Below are 15,142 nucleotides of genomic sequence, written 5' to 3'. Positions count from 1 at the left end.
CCTAAAAGAGATTTAGGTTCTGCTGACTTTACTGCATAATTATTTATACAGGTAAATCACCTTCAATATATACTATAACAGTTCATGCAATTAAACCGCATGAACTGTTCCTGTTTTAAGTCAATAAACATCAATATATTTGCTGCAAATTCTATAACTATGCAGCATATAAAACAGTATGTAGACGAAAACAGACAACGTTTACTGGACGAATTGTTTGAACTTTTGCGTTTCCCTTCGGTCAGCGCCGATCCTAAATACAAACCCGACGTTTTAAAAACCGCCGATTACGTAGCCAAAAAATTACGCGATGCTGGTGCCGATAAAGTTGAGGTTTGCCAAACGGCTGGTTATCCTATTGTTTACGGCGAAAAAATAATCGATCCTTCCAAGCCAACCGTATTGGTTTATGGGCATTATGATGTACAGCCGCCAGATCCGCTGGAGCTTTGGAAAACCCCTCCTTTTGAACCAACCGTACGCGATGGTAAGATATATGCCCGTGGCGCCTGTGATGATAAGGGACAGTTTTACATGCACGTAAAAGCATTCGAACTGATGATGCAAACTAACACCCTGCCTTGCAATATCAAATTCATGATAGAGGGTGAAGAAGAAGTTGGATCATCAAATCTGGCTATTTTTGTAAAAGCCAATAAAGAACGCCTGAAAGCCGACGTGGTATTGATATCAGACACCTCAATGATCAGTATGGAGCATCCTTCCTTAGAGACCGGTCTGCGTGGCCTCTCATACCTGGAAGTGGAAGTAACCGGCCCTAACCGCGATCTGCACTCTGGTGTTTACGGTGGAGCTGTGGCAAACCCGGCTACCATACTGGCTAAAATGATAGCCTCTTTGCATGACGAAAACAACCATATCGCTATTCCCGGCTTTTATAATGATGTAGTAGATCTTACACCTGCAGAACGCACCGCATTGAACAACGCGCCTTACAATGAGGCTGAATATAAAAATGACCTGGATGTACAGGAGCTTTGGGGTGAAAAAGGATATACTACCTTTGAGCGTACAGGCACCCGCCCTACGTTAGAAGTAAACGGTATTTGGGGTGGTTACATTGGCGAAGGAGCTAAAACCGTATTGCCTTCAAAAGCAAGCGCGAAAATATCAATGCGCCTGGTGCCTAATCAAACCAGTGAAAAAATAACCGAGATTTTTACCAAACACTTTTTAAGTATAGCCCCAGCCAGCGTTAAAGTAAAAGTAACCCCACACCATGGTGGTGAACCTGCTGTGACCCCTACCGACAGCGTGGCTTACCGTGCAGCTCAAAAGGCCATAGCCGAATCATTTGGTAAAGATCCTATCCCTACCCGTGGCGGTGGCAGTATCCCTATTGTAGCTTTATTTGAAGCTGAGCTCGGTCTTAAAACTGTACTGATGGGTTTTGGTCTGGATAGCGATGCGTTACACTCTCCTAACGAGAAGTACGATATTTTCAATTACTATAAAGGCATTGAAACTATTCCATTGTTCCACAAATATTTTGCGGAATTAAGCAAATAGGGATAAAAGATTTTTGGAGTAAAGAACAAGGATTATAAGAAAGCCCGGCAGTTTGGAAACTGCCGGGCTTTTTCATAAGCAACAGGTCGTGCCTAACTTGTTTTAGAGCTTTACTCAAACCATTTCCCTCTCATGTCATTGCGAGGAACGAAGCAATCTCATCCCAAGTAGATGCACGCGAGGAGGTTGCTTCGTTCCTCGCAATGACATATTTTTTATTGATTTTAACACTCTGGATGCCTGGCTTATTAATATCACTTCAATTTAAGTTTCATTCCCTCATGCGAAGCGACGAATCCCAACGATTCATAAAACCGAATGGCATCTGGTCTTTTTTTATCGGAGGTGAGCTGTACTAAATGACAACCTTTTTCTTTTGCCCTGTTGATAGCATATTCAAATACCCGGGTACCGATACCTTGCCCGCGGTATTTGGAATGGGTTCTTACAGCTTCTATTTGCGTCCTCAAACCACCCTCATAGGTAAGGTACTGAATAAATGACATTTGAAACGTGGCCACTTTTTCTCCATTCATCTCCACAATAGTCAGCTCCTGGTTAGGATCGGCCTGGATCTTTTCAAATGCCCGAACATACTTGTCAGAAATATGCTCTCCTGCCTTTTCTCTTCCCATCCCTAATGTATCGTCGGCAAGCATGGCTACAATCTCAGGGAGATCATCTTTAGTAGCCAACCTGAAGGTAAGTTCATTGTTCATATCTAAGCAGGTGTATTTTGCTCAGGTAAAGTTAATACAAACTATGCCAGCATTAATCCTACCACTCAGACTCCCTCCAATCCATACTGCTTTAATACATCGGCAGGCACGCCCTCCCATTTACCGGGCGAATTTCCCTTATATCCTAGGTCGGCTATACCAATTTTGCTGGTAAAGAAACCAATTGCGGTAAGCTCCCTCATTTTATTAAAAAAAGTGACACCCGGCAGCATATCAGGCTTGGCCAATGCAGGGTAAGCAATCTGACTGCACATAGCTTCCTGTTGCTGCGGTGTACAGCTTTTAAATTCGCTGCCATAAACGTTCAAACATTTCACATCCAGCCAGCGCAAGCCACCGCGCATGGGCAGAGCATGTTCGGGTTCGTCCTTGACAATAAATTCTATAAAATCAGCCACCTTCGCATCCGAGGCGCTGCCACTGTGTTCATCCCGGGGGATAATAATATCGGCCAATACTGTTATGGTGGCCAGTTCATGATCGTTAAAATACTTTTCGGTTAACAAGTGTTTATCTCTTTCGGTTTCATAAGTCTGTCGACCGACTTCGGCTATTGTTTTACTATCTTCTGTTTTAGCATCGGGGTTTGTTTTGCAGGCATCCAGCAGCACCACGGTTGATACTGATAGACCAATAGCTTTTAAACTTTCTCTTCTATTCATGGCTTACACGTTTAGTTTTCGTTTCTGATCTAAAATATACTCCGCAGTGCGCATCGAAAGTGCGAGGATAGTCCAGGTAGGGTTCTTTTCTGATTGCTGGGTAAACGCTGCGCCATCCACTACAAAAAGATTTTTACAATCATGCGCCTGGCACCATTTATTCAATGCCGACTTGCCCGCGTTATCACCCATGCGCACCGTACCAACCTCGTGAATACCTTTACCCGGTTTATCCAGCCCATATTTTTTATCGGGACCGGCAGGCTGCCCCAAAGGAATGCCACCCATAGCTTTGATGATATCCTGGGTAGTTTGCTGCATGTGCCGGGCTTGTTTTATCTCTTCATCACCCCATTTATAGTTAAAGCGTAATACAGGGATGCCGTATTTATCAACCACGCTATTATCTATCTCACAATAGTTATCCACTTTGGCAATGTCGGTACCGTGACAACCTACTCCGGCCAGGGTGCCATAAAAACGACGATAATCTTCTTTTAGTGATTTGCCAAAGCCACCGCCCGGTTTCATTTTGCCATCCGGACCAGGTAAATACCCATTGATATAGGGTACTAATGTACCTTCAAAACCCAGGTAACCGCCATATGATGGCATCATCATGCCGCCGAAAATCTCCAGGTGATAGCCCCGCGCAAAATCCAGTTTTTTATGATCGCCCCACCAGGGTGCGTATAGGTGCAGGCTGCCCACACCATCTTCATTAAATCGTTTGCGATTAAGCAACTGCGGCATAATAGCGGCGCCACCGGTTTGGGTAGAATCATGCAGATATTTACCAACTACGTTACTACTATTGGCTAAACCATTAGGATGTTGTGCCGATTTTGAGTTGAGCAATATACGCGCAGACTCGCAGGTACCAGCTGCCAGGATTACTGTTTTGGCTTTTACCGAGTACTCCTGCATATCATCCTTATTGATATAAGATACACCATTGGCCAAACCATCAGATCCGGTCAATATCTCACGCACTACAGCATTGGTGATTACTTTAAGATTACCCGTTTTGATAGCCGGGATCACCAGGCAGGAGGAAGCCGAAAAATCGCCATATATTTTACAGCTGCGGTTACATTGCCCGCAAAAGAAACACGCGCCCCTATCTTTATTACCCGGCAACGGCGCCGTAAGTACCGAGCCCCGGCCGGCAATCACTTTAATACCAAGCCCGGTCGCCGCCTTTTTTACAAACAGTTCGTTAAGGCGTGGTTTAGGTGCCGGTAAAAATATCCCGTCCGGGTCGTTCTCCAAACCTTCCATGCTACCATATACACCGATTAGCCGGTCTACCTTATCATAGTAGGGCTTGATGTCGTCATAGGTGATGGGCCAGTCGTCGCCCGCGCCAAAGCTGCTATAACATTTAAAATCTTTGGGACCCATGCGCAAGGATATACGTGCCCAGTGATTGGTACGCCCGCCCAGCATTTTGGCCCTGAACCATTTAAAATCAGTATCGCCCTTTTGGGTATAAGGCTCACCCTCTATATCCCAGCCACCGTAGGCCGCATCAAAATCGCCCATGGGTCGTGTGGCGTTGCCGCCGCGACGAGGCGATTCATAAGGCCATTTCAATTGCTGCGAATCTTTAGCGGGATCAAAAAAAGGCCCGGCTTCCAGCATCAATACTTTTATACCTGCATGTGCCAGCACATAACCGGCCATACCGCCACCTGCGCCCGAGCCAATGATCACTATATCATATACCTCGGCCGACTTTTTGATCTGAATATCTTTCATATTGGGATGGGGTTAAGCGGCTTTACCGGCCTTTTCAACTAATTTTTTGGTAGCCAGCACACCTGCATCATCACCCAGGTAGTTGCTTTGAGGAGCATACATTTTAAACAAACCGCCTTCATATTCAATACTCACCCAGCCATTAAAACCCGATTTTTTAATAATGCCGAACATCTTATAAAAATCGGTCTCGGTATCATTACCGGCGGCGTCAAACGTATGGCTTTTAGCGTGTACCCCTTTGGCGTAGGGTATCAACTCTGTAATGCCTTTATAGCGGTCATACTCTTCCAGACATTTGGTTTTCATGTAGGCATCAATGGTTTGCGCCTCGGGTTTGGTGCGGTTGATGCAGAAATTACCAAAATCGGCCAGGGTGCCGCAATGTTTATTATTCAGGCTTTTCATCACTCCAGCCAGCCAGGCGCCGTTGCAGGAGATACCTACATGGTTCTCTACAATTACATCTATCTTACTTTTGCTTCCATAGGCTATCAGTTTAGCCAAGCTATCTTCGGCAGCTTTGGCTACTTCTTCGGGATTACCGTCACCTTCTACATTTACCCTGATCATGGGACAACCCAGTAAAGCGGCAGCATCTATCCATTTATAGTGATTTTCTATAGCTTTTGTCCGTTCGGCAACATCCAGATTCCCCAGTACCCCTTCCCCATCCACCATAATGCGCAGATTGTAGCAGCCATTATCGGCCGACCGTTTTTTCAATTCATTCAAAAACTTGGTATCCTTTGCTTTGTCGGCAAAAAACATGGAGCAGTAATCCAATCCTTCAATACCAAAGGCTGTTTTTGTTTTCATCGGAAAATCAAGCGGATCGAGCTTTTTACTCCAGAACTGACTCGCCAGCGAAAACTGCGATAAAGCCAGCTTAAAAAACAGATCCTTGCTGGGGTTTTCTGCTTTAGCATACAAAAAGTCGGGGATAGCGGTAGCTAGGCCAATTCCCGCCGCACCCATCGCGGTACGGGTAATAAAATCTCTTCTGTTTAAGGTCATAAGCGATTAGTGGTAAAAGGAGGTTTCTATTTGGTAAATTTTACACAATAAAGTTATGGCTTAATTTCTATTTTGCAAATTTTACCAAATAGAATTTTATTAGTTTTAATTTTAAGCCGATTTTGACGTACTTTAAGCGATATGAACAGCATCAGTGAACTACAGGATTTTATCATCAACGGGCATAAACATTATATGCCGCATATATCTATTGATGCTGCTATATTCGGATACCACGATCACCAGTTAAAAATATTATTATCTGGCTATAAAGCGTTGGGAGGCTATTGCCTGCCGGGGGGATATATTAAACGTACAGAAACGCTGGATAAGGCGGCCAACCGCATTGTGGCCGAAAGCACCAGTCTGACGGATCTTTATCTAAAGCAATACAAAACCTTTGGCGATCCCGACCGCATCAAATGGAGCGAGCTTGATTTCGAAAAATTCTCAAAAGAAATCGGCTTACCCTATATTAAAGATAGCTGGCTCATAGACCAAACCATTTCTGTAGGTTATTACGCACTTACTGATTTTTCACTGGTTACACCAAAGGCCGGTTTGCTCTCCGATTCTTGCGATTGGTTCAATATAGATGAGATCCCCCCCCTGTTATATGATCACGACCAGATGGTTAAAGATGCCCTTCACACCCTGCGCACGCAGCTGTATTACTATCCTATCGCCGAAAAACTACTGCCAGCCAAGTTTACTTTGACCGAGATACACGCGGTTTATGAGACCCTGTTGGGTAAAAAACTCGACATCCGAAACTTTCCAAAAAAACTGGTGTTTTTGGGGTTGATTAAAAAATTGAACGAGAAGCGGAATATCGGGCCTCACCGGGCGCCTTTTTTATACAAATTTGATTTGAAAAAATACACTAAGGCTCTGGAAACCGGCACAACATTGACGTAGATATGACAACATTTTATTCACATTAAATAAATACAATAATATGACACATTTCCTTATATTTACGTAAAACAAAAGCACCTGATAGCGAGTATTATTCATATATATAAAACATACTATTATGGAAACTAAGGAAAAATCAAAAGGTGAAACTGTAAAGGACGTAAGGGAAGTTAAAAACACTAAAGCCGAAAAAACCGCGACTGCAAAAAGCACCAACCGGTTTAAGCGCAAGCCTTTGTTATAAAACCACACGATGGGGCTGTCGGCAAACGCCGCGCCCCCATTACCTAAATCTTAAAATGCTCACAATGGGCCAAAAAAGCCTCATTAGCATCAGCACCTATCCCGGGTTCGTCACCGATACTTAACTGATAACCTTCATAATTTACACCGCCAATGCAGGGATCTTCCAGGTGCCCCAGCATACAGGTATCCATATCATAAAACTGAATATTAGGACTAGCGTATACAAAGTGCAGTTTAGCGCTTAGAGCGATACGGCTTTCCAGCATGCCGCCCATCATACAGGCAATACCTTTGGAGGCAGCTTCATCATGTATCTGTTTAGCTTCCAATATTCCACCCGATTTGGCCATTTTGATATTGATATAATGACAGGAGCCACTGTTGATCTGTTTACGGGCATCATGATGGTTGTATACGCTTTCATCTGCCATGATCTTCACGGGCGATAGCTGCATCAGTTGCGGCAAACGGTCGTCGTACCAGGTGCGCATCGGCTGTTCGCAAAATTCAATATCATATTGCCCTATGGCTTGCAGGGCAAACACGGCATCATCAAAACTCCAGCCCTGGTTGGCATCAATGCGTATTTTGATAACACCGCCCACGGCTTCACGTATCTGCCTGATACGTTCCACATCTTCAACAGCATTTTTTCCCAGCTTCACTTTCAGTATGGTGGCTCCGGTCGCTTTAAAATCAAGAGCCTTAAGGGCCATCATATGCGGACCGGCTATACCAATGGTAATGTCCGATTCCACTTCACACCGTTCTCCGCCTAGTAAGCGATATAAGGGTACATCCGCGTTTTTGGCTGCAATATCAAACAAGGCAATATCAAAGGCGCTTTTAATGGTAGTATTGCCAGCTGTAAAATTATGCAGTTGCTGCATCCGGGCCGGTATATCCAGGGCGTCATGACCTCTCCACAATTTGGCAAACTCCCGGGCCATTACCAGGCAGGTATCCTGTGTTTCGCCTACAATCATGGGGAAAGCCGAACACTCCCCAACGCCATAAAAACCGGCATCGGTATGTACACGGATAAAAACGTTCTGGGCATGATCCAGCGTCCCCGTAGCAATAGTAAAGGGTTCCATAGGGATGCTGAAGCGGTATATATCGATATGGGTAATGATTATTTTGTTTTTCACGATGTAGACTTTATATTTATGATTGCCTAAAGTAACATTTTAGCCTAATAATTTGCACATTGATACTATTACATTATATTTGCGTTACTACAATATTAGTAACAATTCAATTTTAGCCTCATATCCCAAATTCACGGGCATTTGTCTGGCTAAATTTAAAACCTTCTTAATAATAACATTACAACAGCATACACATGGCTCAACAAAACACGCCTGAATTTGACTATAACTCAACCAGGAATAAACTTATCCTGTCTGAATATGGCCGCAACGTACAAAACATGGTTAAATACATTGTTGCGTTGCCCACTAAAGAAGAACGTAACCGCTACGCGCAAGTAGTAATTGACCTGATGGGTTTTTTAAACCCGCACCTGCGTGATGTGGCCGATTTTAAGCATAAGCTTTGGGATCACCTGCATATTATATCAGATTATAAGATTGATGTAGACTCCCCATACCCAAAACCATCGCCAGAGGCCATACATCTTAAACCACAGCCTTTAAGATATCCGCACCAGCGCATCAAATACAAGCACTATGGCAAAACCATTGAGCTGATGATCGAAAAAGCTAAAAGCATTGATGATGCCGATCGTAAACGCCATATGGTACAAGCGATAGCCAATTTCATGAAAATGGCCTACGTGCAATGGAACAAAGATTCTGTTTCTGATGAAAGTATCCTGGCCGACTTGTACGCCTTATCGGGTGGTACGCTGAAACTGGAAGAAAACATCAACCTTAACCGTGTTGAGTTTCGCCCTATCCAAAATAACAGCAACAACAACCAGAATAATCGTGGCCGCAATCAGAACAACAATCAAAACAACCGCGGGCGCAGCAACCAGAACAACAATCAAAACAACCGCAGCAACAATAATAACAACCAAAACAATCGCAACCGTAACAACGGTGGCGCTAAGAAATATTAGTTCATAGGTTCAATTGTTCATTAGTTCATTGGTGTCTTACTGTTAAAGTACATCAATGGTACATACAAACTGCTAATGTCATATCAAAAAGCCCGGCTATCTTGAAAAGGTAACCGGGCTTTTTGATATGAATTTCATTCCTATTAACACCTATCCAACAAACGCATAAAACCAATGAACTAATGAACAATTGAACCCATGAACAGTCAGGAAATTTTATAATCTTTGCCCTGAAATAGCATACTTATTTTACTAAATTAAGTTTGTGCAAAAACGAATCATGATCCATCAATTATAAACTCCTATGACTAACGCATTTGTGATAAACGGCGGGAAACCGCTAAAGGGCGAGATTACTCCGCAGGGAGCAAAAAATGAGGCTTTACAGGTAATTTCGGCGGTATTGCTGACCGACCAGAAAGTTACCATCAGCAATATACCTGATATAAAAGATGTAAATAAACTGATAGAGCTGCTGGGCGACATGGGCGTTATTGTGGAGAAAACCGCAGCAGATACTTATACTTTTATAGCCAGGGATATTGATCAGGATTTTTTCCAGTCAGAAACCTTTAAATCTAAAGGGGGTGGCCTTCGCGGATCGATCATGATCGTAGGCCCCCTGCTGGCCCGTTTTGGCAAAGCATCCATCCCCAAACCGGGTGGCGATAAAATTGGCCGCAGGCGTTTGGATACCCACTTCCTGGGTTTCGAAAAACTGGGCGCACAATTCAATTACAACCCTGCCGATGGCTTTTTTAATGTCGACGCTTCAAACCTGAAAGGCACCTATATCCTGCTGGATGAAGCTTCTGTAACCGGGACGGCCAATATTGTAATGGCTGCTGTTTTAGCTAAAGGGGTTACTACCATTTATAACGCGGCTTGCGAGCCCTACCTGCAGCAGCTTTGCAAAATGCTGAACCGCATGGGCGCCAAAATAAGCGGCATAGGCTCCAATCTGCTTACCATTGAAGGTGTTGACTATCTTGGCGGTACCGAGCATCGTTTGCTGCCGGATATGATCGAGATAGGCTCATTCATCGGTCTTGCGGCCATGACTGGTTCAGAGATCACTATAAAAGATGTAAAATACCCTGAGCTAGGCATGATACCAGACGTATTTAAACGCCTGGGTATAAAACTGGAGCTACGTGGCGATGATATCTATATTCCGGCACAAGATCATTACGAAATAGAAACTTTTATCGACGGATCTATCATGACCGTTGCTGATGCTCCATGGCCCGGCTTTACACCCGATCTGATCAGTATTGTACTGGTAGTGGCTATACAAGCCAAAGGATCGGTGCTGATCCATCAAAAAATGTTCGAGAGCCGTTTATTCTTCGTGGATAAATTGCTGGATATGGGCGCGCAGATTATCCTTTGTGATCCGCACCGTGCCACCGTTATCGGGTTGGATAAACAAGTACAACTGCGTGGTATCTCTATGACCTCGCCGGATATCCGTGCCGGGGTGGCCCTGCTGATTGCCGCACTTTCGGCACAAGGTCAATCCACCATTTATAATATTGAGCAAATTGAACGCGGTTACCAACACATAGATGATCGTCTGAAAGCTCTTGGCGCTGATATAACCAGGATATAATTTCTTGAGGAAAAAGGTTAAAGGCAAAGGGTAAAAGGTAGCTGCACCTACTGATTATAAAAACCTTTTGCCTTTGACCTTTTGCCTTTAACCTTCTCCCCAAAATCGTTACATTTCACTTTTTTGTTTTTAGGAATTGTTATGTTACTTTAGCTATTGGCTTTTCCCCTGCTTTGAGCCTTATAAAACCTACCAGAATAATGCCATATAAAAACCGAAGGTCAACCTATACATATTTCATACTGATTTTTGTATTTATAAAAGTTGTTCTTAATTTATTCGCGATAAGTCATTTTGGTTTTCAGCGCGACGAATTACTGCACCTGGTTTTGGCCGATCACCTGGATTGGGGTTATAAAGAAGTGCCTCCTTTTATTGCCATCGTGGCTAAAGCATCCAACATCCTTTTTGGACATTCACTTTTTGCCGCACGCATTTTCCCAACTATTTGCAGCGGACTCATTGTCTGGTTTGCCGGCCTCATTACGGTTGAATTTGGCGGGCGTAAGTTTGCCATTACCCTCACCTGTCTGGCGCTCATATTTTCGCCTGCATTTGCGGCAAGCGGCTATCTTTTCCAGCCGGTTGTGTTCGATCAGTTCTGGTGGGTATTAACAGTTTGGCTGTTGATCAAATACCTTAACACCACCGATGTTAAATACCTGTACTGGCTAGGCCTGGCCGTTGGCCTGGGTATGCTAACCAAGTATACCATGGCCTTTTTCTCATTTGCCCTGATCATCGGCATCCTCATCAGCAAACAGCGTAAACTACTATTCAACAGGCATATACTGGGTGCAGTTTTAGTAGCTTTTTTAGTTTGCCTGCCAAACCTCATCTGGCAAATTCAGCATCACTGGCCGCTGATAACGCACATGAACACCCTGCGCAAAGAACAGCTAAGCTATATTAAACCTGTCGAATTTATTGAGCAGCAATTGCTGGTGCATGGTGTGGCCCTTTTTGTTTGGTTCACCGGTTTACTGTTTCTCATATTTTCTTTCAGGCTGCGCAACTTTCAATTTTTAGCTATCGCTTATGTGCTGATATTTATTTTTTTACTGGAGATGGACGGCAAAAACTATTATCTGTTTGGCGCTTACCCTATGCTATTCGCAGCTGGCGGTTTTGGTTTTGAACGATGGTTAAAAACCAAAGGCTATGTGCTCCGTACTCTTACTATAGTGGTATTTGTGTTACCTAATATGATCTTGCTGCCCATGCTGCTCCCTATATTTTCGATAGAGCATACCCTGGCATTTTTCAGATTTGCACATAAAAACATACCAGCTACAGATTTTTTGATCACTTGGGAAGATCAAAAACAACATCCTTTAACTCAGGATTATGCCGATATGTATGGCTGGGATGAACTGGCTCAAAAGGTAGGCGAAGCTTATAATAAGTTAACTCCCGAACAGCAAAAACAAACCCTTATTTATGCCGACAATTATGGCGAAGCAGGCGCGTTGAATCAATATGCTAAACAATTTAACTTTCCTGGGGCCATATCGCTCAATAGCAGTTTTACGCTTTGGGCACCGGATAGTATTCACTGCAAATACATCATCTATGTGGATGATAACGGCGGGGAGAACATCCGTCAGTTTGTAGCCGGCAAAATGATAGGTTCCTATAAAAAACTTGGAGAAATTGAATATTATCTGGCCCGGGAAAAAGGCACCTGTATATTCCTGATAACTGATCCTAAAGCACCTTTGCAAGAACGGTATACAAAAGAACTGGCGAAGAAAAGACTGGAGTAAATTTTATTAACATGCGAGGTTTAAAAACTATTATTTTCCTTATTATATCCAATACCTTTATGACTTTTGCCTGGTATGGTCACCTTAAATTTAAGGAATACGACTGGGGCAAAAATTTAGGGTTGTTATCAGTCATACTCATCAGCTGGGGGCTGGCATTTTTTGAATACTTGTTTCAGGTGCCGGCAAACCGTGCAGGCTTTAAAGATGATGGCGGCCCGTTTACGCTTGTTCAGCTTAAAACCATACAAGAAGCCATTACGCTTACCATTTTTATGGCGTTTACCATTATATTCTTTAAAACCGAGAAACTGGGTTGGAACCACCTGGTAGGTTTTGGGCTGATAGTATTGGCCGTGTTTGTGATATTTAAGAAATGGTGAAAAAAGACTGAGATAAAAGTTTGTAACTTGTTATTCCTCCACAAGTGAGTATTTCATTTTCGTATTTGCGGTCATAACTCCCGATGAATTGTAAGAAAGCAAACCGTCATAAGCTACCCATCTGCCTTTATCCACCGAAAATTTAGCTATGCCCTGGTAACTCATGCTCATCACGGTTTTTACAGGTGTCTGCGCTCCCATTGGTGAAGGAATGGTAAAATCACCTTTAATATATTCTACAATATCATATTTCAGTGTAAAAATTTGTTCACCGTTTATATTTTCTATTTTCACAGCTGTTACCAGGTTTTTTCTATAGGAACTGTCACACTTAAAATTCTGGTCGGCTGTAAGCAGGTTTACACTCAGAGGCCATGAATCGCCCTGTTTAATACTTTTCCCGGGTAATTTAAATAACAACGCTATAATGTTCTTTTGCTCACTTTTGAGGTAAAAGCTTTTTATAGTTCCGTCTTCATGTATTGTGCCACGCAACTGTACCCCTGTAGACATCTGTTTGAACATTTTTTCCGCTTCGCTTAAAGTAGAACTTGCGGTATCTTGCTTATCATCATTTTTAGTTATTAGCTCAATATCAATGATTCCCTTGCGTTTTTCGGCGAGTGTGGCAACCATATTGCCGGGTTGTAGGTTCGCGTTAAGCTTTTTAAGCATTTTCTGCAAATCATCCCAATTCACAGCATCACCCAACCCCATAGCTTTTGTAAGCCCACTCATGTCAAGCTTTTTATCGGCCGTATCAACGCCAACCATAATGGTTTTATAAGTAATTACTTCTTTAGGATCTAACTTCCACTTAAGAAGTACAGTTTTATTATTTTGCGAACATGCTGATGTAGAGACCGCTACTATAACAGCCAGGAAAAGAAATTTTATCTTGTGCATCGGTTAGTTTGTGCCTAAATATATAGATAAATAAATCACAAAAAAAAACAAAAAAAGGTGCTATGCAACAGCACAACACCTTTTGTCTTCTACCCTACGCCTAGGTAACTAAGCCGATATCGCGTTGATGATATCGTACTGCGTAATGATCTCAATTTTGCCTTGTCCATCTTCAACCAGTACGGCGATGTTATCTTTATTGATCATGCCTGATATCTTATCGATAGAAGTATTCAGATCAACAAAAGGGAACGGTGCTGTGGTGATATTTTTAATCGGCTGCGATTTGATGGATGGGTTCTCGATCAATGAATCCAGGATGTCACTTTCTGTAATCTTACCGATCACCATGCCATGCTGTGTAACCGGAATCTGTGATATATTGAGCGATTTGATGGTATTGATAGCCTCCAGCACGCTTTTTTCACAGTCGATAGTGATAATTTCTTGCACATCCTTTTTGCCGATGATATCGGCAGCGGTTAGTTTACCATCCTTTAAAAATCCGCGGTCGCGCAGCCAGTCGTCATTATACATTTTGCCCAGGTAACGCGTGCCATGATCCGGGAAGATGATCACCACTACATCACCTGCTTTAAACTTATCCTTCATTTGTATAGCACCAGCTACAGCCGATCCTGTGGAGTTTCCGGCAAAAATACCTTCCTTACGGGCAATTTCGCGGGTCATGAGGGCGGCATCTTTATCGGTCACTTTTTCAAAATGATCAATGAGGCTGAAGTCAACGTTCTGTGGTAAAAAGTCTTCGCCAATACCTTCGGTGATGTATGGATAGATCTCGTTCTTATCCATAATACCGGTTTCTTTATATTTTTTGAATACCGAGCCGTAAGTATCAATACCCAACACCTGGATGTTTGGGTTCTTTTCTTTCAGGTAACGAGCCGTACCCGATATAGTGCCACCCGTACCAACCCCTACTACCAGGTGCGTGATCTTACCTTCGGTTTGCTCCCATATCTCCGGACCGGTTTGCTCATAATGCGCCTGCGAATTACTTAGGTTATCATACTGATTTGGCTTCCAGGAATTAGGTACTTCACGTTCTAAACGAGAAGATACCGAGTAATAAGAACGTGGATCTTCGGGCTCAACGTTGGTAGGGCAAACAATTACCTCGGCACCAAAAGCGCGCAGAGCGTCAAACTTTTCTTTGGATTGTTTATCGGTACTGGTAAAAATACATTTGTAACCTTTAATAACCGCCGCTATAGCCAAACCCATGCCTGTATTGCCCGATGTACCTTCAATAATAGTACCGCCAGGTTTCAGTTTACCGCTTTTTTCAGCATCCTCTATCATTTTAAGGGCCATTCGGTCTTTGATAGAATTACCGGGATTGGTGGTTTCTATCTTAGCCAAAACCGTTGCCGGGATGTCTTTTGTTACCTTGTTTAATTTAACCAGCGGTGTGTGACCAATGGTTTCCAATATATTGTTATACCACATAAATTCAAATATCTACTAATCCGGTATACTTAGCCGGACAATGCC

The 15,142-nt window shown here is 43.1% G+C and carries 14 protein-coding genes; 7 read left to right on the top strand and 7 right to left on the bottom strand.

Annotated elements, in window-relative coordinates; translation table 11 throughout:
* Positions 1-159 precede the first annotated feature (159 nt).
* Positions 160-1,530: a dipeptidase gene (locus tag BW976_RS16025; protein ID WP_076374334.1), complete on the top strand. Its 1,371-nt coding sequence runs from the start codon at positions 160-162 to the stop codon at positions 1,528-1,530.
* Positions 1,531-1,784: 254 nt separating this feature from the next.
* Here the strand turns inward: BW976_RS16025 and BW976_RS16020 are convergent, their stop codons facing one another.
* The 4 genes from BW976_RS16020 to BW976_RS16005 all read right to left on the bottom strand — a co-directional run bounded on the left by BW976_RS16020 (position 1,785) and on the right by BW976_RS16005 (position 5,710).
* The gene (locus tag BW976_RS16020; protein WP_076374333.1) at positions 1,785-2,249 is read right to left on the bottom strand and encodes a GNAT family N-acetyltransferase; all 465 of its coding nucleotides are present in this window, start codon (positions 2,247-2,249) and stop codon (positions 1,785-1,787) included.
* A 65-nt stretch (positions 2,250-2,314) separates the two neighbouring features.
* Complete coding sequence (locus tag BW976_RS16015; RefSeq protein ID WP_076374332.1) at positions 2,315-2,932, bottom strand: gluconate 2-dehydrogenase subunit 3 family protein; 618 nt, start codon at positions 2,930-2,932, stop codon at positions 2,315-2,317.
* Positions 2,933-2,935: 3 nt separating this feature from the next.
* Positions 2,936-4,693 (bottom strand): GMC family oxidoreductase, encoded by a 1,758-nt coding sequence (locus BW976_RS16010; RefSeq protein WP_076374331.1) that lies wholly within the window; start codon positions 4,691-4,693, stop codon positions 2,936-2,938.
* A 12-nt stretch (positions 4,694-4,705) separates the two neighbouring features.
* A complete protein-coding gene (locus BW976_RS16005; protein WP_076374330.1) occupies positions 4,706-5,710 on the bottom strand; it encodes a sugar phosphate isomerase/epimerase family protein in 1,005 nt (334 codons plus the stop codon).
* A gap of 141 nt (positions 5,711-5,851) precedes the next feature.
* On the opposite strand from BW976_RS16005, the gene BW976_RS16000 reads away from it, so the two are divergent.
* Both BW976_RS16000 and BW976_RS29895 read left to right on the top strand, forming a co-directional pair.
* Positions 5,852-6,628, top strand: a complete 777-nt coding sequence (locus BW976_RS16000) for an NUDIX hydrolase (RefSeq protein ID WP_076374329.1) — start codon at positions 5,852-5,854, stop codon at positions 6,626-6,628.
* 118 nt (positions 6,629-6,746) lie between these two features.
* Entirely contained in the window at positions 6,747-6,872 is a 126-nt protein-coding gene (locus BW976_RS29895) for a hypothetical protein (RefSeq protein ID WP_260180796.1), read from the top strand.
* 43 nt (positions 6,873-6,915) lie between these two features.
* On the opposite strand, the gene BW976_RS15995 is transcribed toward BW976_RS29895, so the two are convergent.
* Positions 6,916-8,013: a mandelate racemase/muconate lactonizing enzyme family protein gene (locus BW976_RS15995; RefSeq protein WP_076374521.1), complete on the bottom strand. Its 1,098-nt coding sequence runs from the start codon at positions 8,011-8,013 to the stop codon at positions 6,916-6,918.
* A gap of 206 nt (positions 8,014-8,219) precedes the next feature.
* Here BW976_RS15995 and BW976_RS15990 point away from each other — a divergent pair, with 206 nt between their 5' ends.
* The 4 genes from BW976_RS15990 (at position 8,220) to BW976_RS15975 (ending at position 12,721) form a co-directional block, all read left to right on the top strand.
* Positions 8,220-8,960 carry a DUF4290 domain-containing protein gene (locus BW976_RS15990; RefSeq protein ID WP_076374328.1) on the top strand — a complete coding sequence of 247 codons (741 nt, stop codon included), beginning with the start codon at positions 8,220-8,222 and terminating at the stop codon, positions 8,958-8,960.
* Positions 8,961-9,264: 304 nt separating this feature from the next.
* Positions 9,265-10,572 carry a UDP-N-acetylglucosamine 1-carboxyvinyltransferase gene (gene murA / locus BW976_RS15985; protein ID WP_076374327.1) on the top strand — a complete coding sequence of 436 codons (1,308 nt, stop codon included), beginning with the start codon at positions 9,265-9,267 and terminating at the stop codon, positions 10,570-10,572.
* Between the two features lie 200 nt (positions 10,573-10,772).
* A complete protein-coding gene (locus BW976_RS15980) occupies positions 10,773-12,338 on the top strand; it encodes an ArnT family glycosyltransferase (RefSeq protein WP_076374326.1) in 1,566 nt (521 codons plus the stop codon).
* Positions 12,339-12,349: 11 nt separating this feature from the next.
* A complete protein-coding gene (locus BW976_RS15975) occupies positions 12,350-12,721 on the top strand; it encodes a DMT family protein (RefSeq protein WP_076374325.1) in 372 nt (123 codons plus the stop codon).
* Between the two features lie 30 nt (positions 12,722-12,751).
* On the opposite strand, the gene BW976_RS15970 is transcribed toward BW976_RS15975, so the two are convergent.
* Positions 12,752-13,627 carry a hypothetical protein gene (locus BW976_RS15970; protein WP_076374324.1) on the bottom strand — a complete coding sequence of 292 codons (876 nt, stop codon included), beginning with the start codon at positions 13,625-13,627 and terminating at the stop codon, positions 12,752-12,754.
* Between the two features lie 108 nt (positions 13,628-13,735).
* On the bottom strand, positions 13,736-15,097 hold the full coding sequence (locus tag BW976_RS15965; RefSeq protein ID WP_076374323.1) for a pyridoxal-phosphate dependent enzyme: 1,362 nt from the start codon (positions 15,095-15,097) through the stop codon (positions 13,736-13,738).
* Positions 15,098-15,142 lie beyond the last annotated feature (45 nt).

The sequence above is a fragment of the Mucilaginibacter lappiensis genome (assembly GCF_900155965.1).
GTDB lineage: Bacteria > Bacteroidota > Bacteroidia > Sphingobacteriales > Sphingobacteriaceae > Mucilaginibacter > Mucilaginibacter lappiensis.
The sequence above is the reverse complement of the archived record's forward strand: the minus strand, read 5'-3'. Positions and strand labels throughout refer to the sequence as shown.

Bases quoted from the DNA above. Each gene is read 5' to 3' on its own strand.
- BW976_RS15975 (WP_076374325.1), top strand. From the start codon at position 12,350: ATGCGAGGTTTAAAAACTATTATTTTCCTTATTATATCCAATACCTTT.
- BW976_RS16020 (WP_076374333.1), bottom strand. From the start codon at position 2,249: ATGAACAATGAACTTACCTTCAGGTTGGCTACTAAAGATGATCTCCCT.
- BW976_RS15980 (WP_076374326.1), top strand. From the start codon at position 10,773: ATGCCATATAAAAACCGAAGGTCAACCTATACATATTTCATACTGATT.
- murA (WP_076374327.1), top strand. From the start codon at position 9,265: ATGACTAACGCATTTGTGATAAACGGCGGGAAACCGCTAAAGGGCGAG.
- BW976_RS15965 (WP_076374323.1), bottom strand. From the start codon at position 15,097: ATGTGGTATAACAATATATTGGAAACCATTGGTCACACACCGCTGGTT.
- BW976_RS16015 (WP_076374332.1), bottom strand. From the start codon at position 2,932: ATGAATAGAAGAGAAAGTTTAAAAGCTATTGGTCTATCAGTATCAACC.
- BW976_RS15990 (WP_076374328.1), top strand. From the start codon at position 8,220: ATGGCTCAACAAAACACGCCTGAATTTGACTATAACTCAACCAGGAAT.
- BW976_RS29895 (WP_260180796.1), top strand. From the start codon at position 6,747: ATGGAAACTAAGGAAAAATCAAAAGGTGAAACTGTAAAGGACGTAAGG.
- BW976_RS16000 (WP_076374329.1), top strand. From the start codon at position 5,852: ATGAACAGCATCAGTGAACTACAGGATTTTATCATCAACGGGCATAAA.
- BW976_RS16025 (WP_076374334.1), top strand. From the start codon at position 160: ATGCAGCATATAAAACAGTATGTAGACGAAAACAGACAACGTTTACTG.
- BW976_RS16005 (WP_076374330.1), bottom strand. From the start codon at position 5,710: ATGACCTTAAACAGAAGAGATTTTATTACCCGTACCGCGATGGGTGCG.
- BW976_RS15970 (WP_076374324.1), bottom strand. From the start codon at position 13,627: ATGCACAAGATAAAATTTCTTTTCCTGGCTGTTATAGTAGCGGTCTCT.
- BW976_RS16010 (WP_076374331.1), bottom strand. From the start codon at position 4,693: ATGAAAGATATTCAGATCAAAAAGTCGGCCGAGGTATATGATATAGTG.